Annotated in this window: 10 protein-coding genes and 2 pseudogenes; 3 read left to right on the top strand and 9 right to left on the bottom strand. The window is 49.0% G+C overall.

Annotated features, from left to right (window positions below; all coding sequences use genetic code 11):
• Position 1: 1 nt before the first annotated feature.
• Positions 2-217, top strand: coding sequence for a nitrate/nitrite transporter NrtS (gene nrtS, locus DZ54_RS0103530; RefSeq protein WP_025673118.1), 216 nt, complete (start codon positions 2-4; stop codon positions 215-217).
• 56 nt (positions 218-273) lie between these two features.
• On the opposite strand, the gene DZ54_RS25795 is transcribed toward nrtS, so the two are convergent.
• The 3 genes and pseudogenes from DZ54_RS25795 to DZ54_RS0103540 all read right to left on the bottom strand — a co-directional run bounded on the left by DZ54_RS25795 (position 274) and on the right by DZ54_RS0103540 (position 2807).
• The gene (locus DZ54_RS25795; protein ID WP_240473907.1) at positions 274-741 is read right to left on the bottom strand and encodes a GMC oxidoreductase; all 468 of its coding nucleotides are present in this window, start codon (positions 739-741) and stop codon (positions 274-276) included.
• Positions 742-809: 68 nt separating this feature from the next.
• A pseudogene (locus tag DZ54_RS18755) lies at positions 810-1964 on the bottom strand (choline dehydrogenase); the annotation flags it as partial.
• 108 nt (positions 1965-2072) lie between these two features.
• On the bottom strand, positions 2073-2807 hold the full coding sequence (locus tag DZ54_RS0103540; RefSeq protein WP_025673119.1) for a FadR/GntR family transcriptional regulator: 735 nt from the start codon (positions 2805-2807) through the stop codon (positions 2073-2075).
• 276 nt (positions 2808-3083) lie between these two features.
• On the opposite strand from DZ54_RS0103540, the pseudogene DZ54_RS18760 reads away from it, so the two are divergent.
• Positions 3084-4569, top strand: a pseudogene (locus DZ54_RS18760) (SulP family inorganic anion transporter).
• A 10-nt stretch (positions 4570-4579) separates the two neighbouring features.
• On the top strand, positions 4580-5422 hold the full coding sequence (locus DZ54_RS0103550; protein WP_025673120.1) for a universal stress protein: 843 nt from the start codon (positions 4580-4582) through the stop codon (positions 5420-5422).
• A 125-nt stretch (positions 5423-5547) separates the two neighbouring features.
• On the opposite strand, the gene DZ54_RS0103555 is transcribed toward DZ54_RS0103550, so the two are convergent.
• The 6 genes from DZ54_RS0103555 to DZ54_RS0103580 all read right to left on the bottom strand — a co-directional run.
• Positions 5548-5970, bottom strand: coding sequence for a GNAT family N-acetyltransferase (locus DZ54_RS0103555; RefSeq protein WP_025673121.1), 423 nt, complete (start codon positions 5968-5970; stop codon positions 5548-5550).
• 87 nt (positions 5971-6057) lie between these two features.
• Positions 6058-6498: a nucleotidyltransferase family protein gene (locus DZ54_RS18765; RefSeq protein ID WP_338057022.1), complete on the bottom strand. Its 441-nt coding sequence runs from the start codon at positions 6496-6498 to the stop codon at positions 6058-6060.
• Positions 6499-6785: 287 nt separating this feature from the next.
• Positions 6786-7085 carry a hypothetical protein gene (locus DZ54_RS18770; RefSeq protein ID WP_240473906.1) on the bottom strand — a complete coding sequence of 100 codons (300 nt, stop codon included), beginning with the start codon at positions 7083-7085 and terminating at the stop codon, positions 6786-6788.
• Entirely contained in the window at positions 7085-7309 is a 225-nt protein-coding gene (gene yidD / locus DZ54_RS0103570; protein WP_025673122.1) for a membrane protein insertion efficiency factor YidD, read from the bottom strand. Before yidD ends, DZ54_RS18770 begins: the two co-directional genes overlap by 1 nt.
• Positions 7309-7524: a DUF4177 domain-containing protein gene (locus DZ54_RS0103575; protein ID WP_025673123.1), complete on the bottom strand. Its 216-nt coding sequence runs from the start codon at positions 7522-7524 to the stop codon at positions 7309-7311. Before DZ54_RS0103575 ends, yidD begins: the two co-directional genes overlap by 1 nt.
• 54 nt (positions 7525-7578) lie before the next feature.
• Positions 7579-9146 (bottom strand): M13 family metallopeptidase (locus tag DZ54_RS0103580; RefSeq protein ID WP_025673124.1); only part of this gene is annotated, 1568 nt, incomplete at its 5' end.

The raw sequence follows: 9146 nt of genomic DNA on the forward strand, positions 1-9146 counted from the left end.
TATGTCGTTATTTCAAGCACTGATTCAACCCAGCGTGATGATCAATGCATTAAAAATCGCATTGGTGGTTGGCACTGTGCTCAATCTCATCAATCAAGGCGAGGCGTTTTGGGGTGAGGCAAACGTGCGTATTGGTCACGCACTACTCAACTATTTGGTGCCCTATTGCGTCGCCAGCTATAGCGCCGCAAAACACCAATTAGATAAGCAAAAATAACAAAGAGCCAGCATGATACTGGCTCTTTGGGTTACAAACGCGATCACAGAGATGACTTAGACAAGCTCCGCCTCTTGTTCAGGCGCGGAAGTGGTATCAGGCAGATAGCGATAGTACTCCGCATCTTTCTCCGGTGCCAAGGTATGACCCATGATCATATCAGCGGCTTTTTCCGCCACCATAATCGTTGGCGCGTACAAGTTACCGTTGGTAATCGCAGGGAACACTGACGCATCCACGACACGCAAGTTATTCACGCCATGGACCTTCAGCGATTCATCTACCACCGCCATCTCATCACTTTCAAGGCCCATTTTACAGGTACAGCTTGGGTGATAGGCACTTTCCCCTTCTCGCGCGACAAAGTCGAGGATCTCTTGATCCGTCTGAGCCTCGCTGCCCGGTGAAAGCTCTTTGCCACGCAAATGATCAAACGCTGGCTGGGCGATGATATCGCGAGAGACACGGATCGCTTCGACCCACTCTTTACGCTCTTGTGGCGTGGATAAGTAGTTAAAGAAGATCTCTGGCTTCTCATCCGGTTGGTACTACGAATTTTCACATGGCCACGCACATCGGTATTCATTGGGCCAACGTGTAACTGGAAGCCATGTCCTTTATTCGGTGCCGAACCGTCATAACGGATCGCCAGCGGCAAAAAGTGGAACTGCAAGTTCGGATACAATACGTCTTCGTTACCCCGCACAAAACCACCAGCTTCAAAGTGATTGGTCGCCGCCGCGCCCTTACGACGGAAGAGCCAGTCAAAACCAATTTTAGGCTGATTATGATACTTCAAGGCCGGATACATGCTCACGGGCTCTTTACATTCGTACTGCACATACAGCTCTAGGTGATCTTGTAGGTTTTCTCCTACGCCGGGTAAATGATGCACCGGTTTGATACCTAAGTTTTTCAGCGTATTCTCATCCCCCACACCGGATAATTGCAGCAACTTAGGTGAATTAATCGCGCCGCCACAGCTGATGATTTCAGACCCATAAGCGGTTTTTTTCCGACCCCACTTACGGTATTCCACCCCAATCGCGGTTTTACCTTCAAACAAAACTTTATCGGTTGTCGCCCCTGTCAGTACCGTTAAGTTCTTACGGTTCATCACCGGGTGCAAATAGGCCCGAGCAGCGCTATGACGACGGCCGCGATAGATATTTTGATCAAAAATACCAAAGCCTTCTTGCTGATAGCCATTCACGTCATCGGTCAATGGATAACCCGCTTGTTGCGTCGCGTCAAAGAACGCACTAAACAGCGGGTTGTCACATTGTGCGGTTTCAATCGCCAGCGGACCATTGTTGCCGTGATAATCGTCTTGGCCTTTTAGTCGGGTCTCACACTTGCGGAAATACGGTAAGCAATGGGCATAATCCCATTTTGTCAGCCCATGATCGTTGGCCCACTTTTCATAATCCAATGCATTACCACGAATATAAATCATGCCATTAATGCTGCTGCTACCACCCAGTACTTTACCGCGCGGCTGCGCAATCCGGCGATTGTGCATATTCGGCTCTGGCTCCGATTCATAAAGCCAGTTATAGGTGCTATCCGTCAGCAAATAGGTTAAGGCCGCCGGCATGTGAATACGAAAATCAATGCGATAGTCAGGCCGTCCAGCCTCGAGTAACAGTACTTTGTTATCTGGGTTGGCACTTAAACGGTTTGCCAATACGCAGCCTGCCGAGCCCGCGCCGACAATGATGTAGTCATAATTTTGTTGCTGTCCCATAAAACCTCCAGTTTTTGTCCTTCCCGCATGCAGGGCATCAGCCCGGAACAATCGCAACACGGGGGATGGTAGATGGTGTAGAGGTTTCCTTTTTGATGTTTTTTATAATTAGCTTGATACTTGTGCATCAATGCATTGTTGTAGCAACCGATAATGGTGGCTAATTGTCGCTTGTGCCTTAAACGGCTCCGCAGCGATAATGTGGTTAACGGTCTGTTGCCAGTTTTCCACGGTCTGGTGACGGTATTCCGCCACCTGATAAAGTGCATAATCGTGTGAGCTAAACCCTTGCTGTATGGCATGCATCACCCACTCAAAAATCGGATTGCCCGACATGGTGGCGATCAGCACGTTCAGCGCGCGGTCTAACTCTCCCAATCGAGCAAAATCAGGCTCATCATCAGTGGCCAGCTCGGCAAGTTCGGCGACCTTGTCGTGAAGCTGTTGCTTTTGTTCTGCCGTGCCACGACTGATCGCTAGCAACACCAAGCTGTGATCGACGGTTTCACGAAACTCCGCCACTTTGTCAGGGTTGACGTGACTTTGTTTTAAGAACAATGCCAGTGACTCGCTGATGTTATGCACATCAACTTGACGGACAACCGCCCCACCTTTTTGCCCTTTACGAATTTCAATCAAGCCTTTTTGTTTGAGGGATTGAATCGCCTCGCGAACTACACCACGTCCCGTGCCAAACTGCTGCTGTAACTCACGCTCACTGGGTAACTTATCTCCCGGCTGCAGCGCTTCCGATAAAATCGCAGATTCGATCTGCAAGGCGACGTCTTCGCTGGCACGTCCCATTTGTACCGGGTGAAACAGATTGGTTGTGGATGTTGTCATGATGGCCCCTCACTTTTGGTCCTACCAAACTAGCAAAAAAATCATTATATAGTCAAATAAATCTATATAACCTATTTTTGGTAGTACCATTATGGTGGTGTTGTCGATTAATTGTCGGTTTTTTCTGTTGGGCCTTGAATAGAGAGTAGTCAGTGACTATCATCACGTTTTTTAATTATAGAGGAGAGTTACCATGCGCACGACGCCGCCCTAGTCGTTCCCGCCTTATTTTTTCACCTTGTATAATCATATTCCTTTAAAAGACTGAGACTGTTCATGATTGAAACAATGAAACGTGATTGGTTCTCCAATCTACGTGGTGACGTGCTGGCTGGCATTGTGGTAGCTCTAGCGTTAATTCCAGAAGCGATTGCTTTTTCTATAATTGCGGGTGTCGATCCAAAAGTCGGTTTGTTCGCGTCATTTAGTATCGCGGTGATCATTGCCTTTGTCGGTGGCCGACCGGGGATGATTTCTGGTGCCACTGGCGCCATGGCACTGTTAATGGTTACGCTAGTCAAAGAGCACGGCCTAGAGTACTTATTGGCAGCGACAGTACTAACAGGTGTGTTACAAATTATTGCCGGTTATATCAAGCTCGGCGATCTAATGCGCTTTGTGTCGCGCTCGGTGGTCACTGGGTTTGTTAACGCTCTTGCGATCCTCATTTTTATGGCCCAGTTACCCGAACTGACTGATGTGACATGGCACGTGTATGCGATGACGCTTGGCGGACTCGCGATTATTTATTTATTCCCATACGTACCGTGGTCGGCAAGTTATTACCCTCTCCATTGGTGTGTATTTTGGTCCTGACAACGCTTGCGGTCAGTGTTGGGTTAGATATTCGTACTGTCGGCGATATGGGTCAGTTACCGGATACCTTACCGATCTTTTTATGGCCCGATGTCCCCCTTAACCTTGAAACTTTGATGATTATCCTTCCTTACTCGGCGGGTCTTGCTGTGGTCGGTTTGCTCGAATCGATGATGACCGCCACCATTGTTGACGATTTAACCGATACAGGCAGTGATAAAAACCGCGAGAGTAAAGGCCAAGGCATCGCAAACATTGCGACCGGTTTTATTGGCGGTATGGCCGGTTGTGCCATGATTGGTCAATCGATCATTAATATTAAATCCGGTGGCCGTTCTCGCTTATCCAGTCTATGTTCAGGCATATTTCTGCTGATTATGGTGGTGTTTTTAAGTGAATGGCTAAAATTAATCCCCATGGCAGCATTGGTGGCGGTGATGATCATGGTAGCTATCGGGACCTTCTCGTGGAGCTCCATCAAAGATCTTAAAACCCATCCTGTGTCGACCAATATTGTGATGGTTACCACCGTGATAGTGGTGGTTGCTACCCATAACTTAGCCATTGGTGTTCTGGTTGGTGTCTTGCTTGCCGCATTATTCTTTGCCAACAAAATTGGCCGTTTCATGGTGATAAAAAGCGAGCAAACCCAAGCTGATGAACGTACCTATCGCGTGATGGGCCAGGTCTTTTTTGCCTCATCAGAACAGTTTAATAATTCGTTTGATTTTAAAGAAGCGATTGAACGGGTCACCATTGATCTCTCCAGTGCGAACTTTTGGGATATAACTGCTGTCTCATCACTCGACCGCGTGGTGATTAAATTCCGTCGCGAGGTACGGAGGTGAATTTAGTGGGTATGAACGAGGCAACGGCCACCATTGTCGATAAATTCGGTGTCCACGATAATCCGGAAGAAGTCGAAAAATTGATGGGCGGACACTAAGGAGCGCACGATGAATAAAATTATTGCTTGTATTGACGGAGCGTCATACACCCAATCTGTAACCGATCTCAGTGTGTGGTCAGCCACACGCTTATCTGTCCCACTGACCTTTTTGCATGTGCTGGAAAAGCCGACCAATAGCGACTCTGAGTTATCAGGCAATATTGGCGTAGGCAGTCGCGATCAGCTCATGACTGAGCTGGTTGAGCTTGACGAAAAACGTGCTAAGCTCGCCTTGCAACACGGTAAAGCGCTGCTGCATGAGTGCGAAGAAGTGGCGCTATCAAACGGAGTGACTGACGTTACACGCTTGCAGCAACATGGCCATTTGCTTGAATCTTTGCTAGCGCTTGAGTCGACCATGCGGGTGCTGGTGATTGGCCGGTCCGGTGACTTGCACCAGAACGATGCCAAAGCGATTGGCTCGCAACTCGAAAGCGTGATCCGTCGCATTCACAATCACATTTTGATTGCCACCGGGGATTTTACCCCACCCGAGAGCTATCTTCTCGCGTTTGATGGTAGCGAGGTCAGTGAAAAACTGGTGGAGAAAGCCCTGAACACGCCTCTCCTCAAAGACATGACCTGTCACTTAGTGATGGTAGATAATGACAAACACTCGGCAGCGTTTGATCGTGCGGCCGAGCGCTTAACCGCGCAAGGGGTGGATGTGGTGCAAGCACGTTTATCGGGGGAGCCCGCTCAAGCCTTGTTGGCGCATCAAGCGCAACAAAATGTGGGCTTAATCACTATGGGCGCTTACGGTCATACCAAGCTGCGTCAGCTGTTTGTGGGAAGCACTACCACACGCATTGTGATTGACTCTCCCGTTCCTTTGCTCTTGATTCGATAACGCTTATCGATTGAATCACACCTAAACGCCATGAGTTTTGCTCATGCGTTCTTGTATCAAGCGAATCCATTTACTTTAGAACGTTCATACCTATCACTCGCGTACGAACAAAATACTCGCGTCCGTTAGGCTTCGTTAAGCACCTTGGTCATAAAGTGCAGTGCATGATCCACAGGGTAGTCTGTCAATGTCATTTGGCACTGATAACCGTGTTTTTCGTAGAAAGGCTTGGCTTGAAAGCTAAATGTATCGACAAATGCCATTTTGCAGCCGATATCCTTGGCATATTCTTCAAGATTATCTAATAAGTGACTGCCAACATGACGATGACGAAAAGCATCATCGATCCAGAGGTATTTGATCAATAGCCATTGGCCCCAGGTGTTGGCAACGATGCCGCCGACACGTTGATCGTGATCGTTATAGGCATACCCTGCTAATGCGCCTTCGGATATATTGGCAAGAAAGGGATGATTGCTCTGTTTCAGGCCTTGCCGGATGGTGGTAATGTCGTCATCACTCGGGCTCGCGTCCATGCGGTATTTCATTGTGATCCATTTACTGACATCAAAGGATTGGGGTAGTATGCCCTTTGTGTTTTCGCCAATCTGTGCTGATGCGCACTCTATTTCGCTTTACTCAACATCTATCGGGTTGGCGGCAACTGAACACTGGGTGGTCACCGTCAGTTTAGGCCAATGAGTCAGCCATTGTTTGTCATCGATACGCTGCTGAAACACCGCCCATGGTCGCGCTGGGTTATGGCTCAGCTTCAACTCTAACAACGACTGAACACCAAACGCGGCAATGATCTCGCAGCGCTGATTCATATCAAGACGAACCGCAATGGCGGTTTCTTTTTCAGGCCAAAACCGCATAGCGTCCAAGGTACTGGCATAAGCGGGATCTTGGTGTTTTTCGTGCATCCGTGCTTGGTTGCGCACCTGCCAGGTTATCTCTGGCATGGTTTTTTGTAACAACCCTTCGAGGTATTGCTCTCGCTCGACACGTGTATCGTCTAGGTCATAATAGATAACGTCAATATCATTGAGCTCACTGGGCGGAGACTGATGCATTGCATCCCAAACCAGATTCCGAATGAACCAGCAGCGATATAACATTGAGGGAGATTGAGGGCTTGAACACAACGAAGTGCGCGCATCCTCATGGTATCGGCTTCAATTAAATCAATCAGCGCGCGACGATATGTCTTCTGGCATAAAAAAACTGGTGCTGGTGGCGTTTACGGATCCGACGGCGCTTCATGGATTAATCACCGTGGCGGACGTGTTCATAAATTGAGCGTGATACATGGTAGTTGTACTGCCTGGCAATTTTCTGTGCAAAAAACAGCTGTGGTAATTCAAATAGCACTAAGCCAACCAAAATCAGAGCGAAATACGGCTGACTCATCACTACGCCAATAATGGCGATTACCAATAATGTACATTCTACGATAAACAACCGGTACTTTCGCAAGTAAAGATGATGAAATCCCCCTAAGAACCGCCCAATTGAGTGCCGCATAAGTGTCTGGGTCTTTCAGCTGTCTGGCTTGCTCGGCAAAATAACGTTTTTTCTGGCTTTGGGTTAAACCGTTCACTTGCTTCCTCAGTGCTTCGTCCTGCGCCTCCAGCGCTTCGATCGGTTGGGTAAAACGCATTAAGGCACCTCATCGTAGCGTTTTTCTACGGCATCGGGATCATTACAACGACGAATGCGCGCTAAGCCGAGTTGCCAGCCGCGAAGTGCGCCATACTTTTCGATTGCTTGGCGTGTGTACTCCGAGCAGCTCGGCTCAAAATTACACTCAATATTAAACCGTTTCTCGGATCCACCTTTTGCTTGGTAACGATGGATTAACGTAAGTGACAAGTACTTGAGCATTAGCGACCTAGGGTGACAATCACTGCCTCACGCTGCCAAAACAGCATGTAACGTTTCTTTTCAATCACTTGAAAAACAACCTGCCAGCCATCTTGCGCGTATTGATTGAGTTCGGCTTCGAGGCGTTGCAACGGCAAGCCACTTGAGCCTAGCAATAAGGTGCCGCAACCGCCTTCAACAATATGAACGACTTTGTACTCGGTAAACTGATTCATTGATGCTCTCTCTCAACGGTAATAAAAATGCCGCCCTTGAGGCGGCATTCGAGGTTACCAAATATTCACTCGCTGATCTTCGGGTAAATACATGCCGTCACCTTCTTTAATATCAAAGGCTTCATAGAACGCAGGTACATTGCGCGGTGCACCGAGCACGCGGTATTGTGGTGGCGCATGCGGGCCCAGTGATACGCGCTCACGCAGGGCATCTTCACGCATCTTCATTTTCCAAATCTGCCCCCAACTGAGGAAGAATCGCTGCTCGCCCGTGTAACCGTCCATTACTGGAGATGGCTCACCGTGCAACGATTTTTGATAGGCGCGGAAGGCGGTGGTCAAGCCGACTAAATCACCAATGTTCTCCCCCAAGGACACCTTGCCGTCAATGAACAAGCCCGGTAATGGTTCAAACTGGCTAAATTGCTCAGCTAGTTTTTGGGTGCGAGCATCAAAGCGCGCGCGATCGTCATCCGTCCACCAGTTTGCAAGGTTGCCATCCCCATCATAACGCGAGCCCTGATCATCAAAACCGTGCCCCATTTCATGACCAATCACTGCACCGATACCACCGTAGTTCACGGCGTCATCCGCATTAATATCAAAAAACGGCGGTTGTAAGATCCCGGCGGGGAACACAATCTCGTTAGCGGTTGGACTGTAATAGGCGTTGACCGTTTGCGGGGTCATCCCCCACTCTTTGCGATCAACCGGCGCCCCAATCCGCGATAGCATATCCTGATAGCCCCAGCGTGCGGCACGTTTGCTGTTGCCAATCAAGTCATTGGCGCTGATGGTCAGCGCGCTGTAATCTTCCCATTGGTCTGGATAACCGATTTTGGGCGTGAATTTGCTCAGCTTATCCAGCGCTTTCGCTTTGGTTTCATCGCTCATCCACGCTAACGATTCAATTGAGTCTTTAAACGCGGCACGCAAGTTATCAATCAAGGTTTCCATGCGCGCTTTGGCTTCTGGCGGGAAATAACGCGCCACATACTCTTGACCGAGCGCTTCACCCAACGCCCCTTCTGTCGCCTGTACACCACGTTTCCAACGATCACGCTGCTCAGGAATGCCATTGAGGGTTTTAGAATAGAACGCAAAGCCACGTTCAACGAGATCGTGGTTAAGCCGCGGCGCAAAGGTATTGAGCGTGCGAATGGTTAGATAATCTCGCCACGCTTGCAGGCTAGTTTGCTCAAACACCTGCCCGAGCGCCTCAAAATAAGACGGCATGCGCACCACGACCTCATCGGCTTTGTCGATGCCCGCGCGTTTGGCAAAGCGTGAATAATCAAACCCGTTCATGGCTTGGTTCAGCGCCTTAATACTCATCTTGTTGTAGGTCGCTTGTGCATCGCGGCGTTCGGCGCGTGTCCAATGGTGTTCTGCCAGCGTCTTTTCTAGCTGATAAATCCGAGCAGCGCGTTGCTTGGCCTGATCGTAGCCCGCTAAGCGCAGCATATCTTCAAGGTAGCTTTTATACGCGTTACGGATGCGCTCGGCATCCTCTGAGTCGCGGAAATAATAGTCTCTATCCGGCAGGCCCAAACCACTTTGGCTCAGGTATAGCGCGTTATAGTCGGGGTTTTTCGCATCGGCCACGCATAAAACTAAACGGA

Source organism: Salinivibrio socompensis S35, from assembly GCF_000513715.1.
GTDB lineage: Bacteria > Pseudomonadota > Gammaproteobacteria > Enterobacterales > Vibrionaceae > Salinivibrio > Salinivibrio socompensis.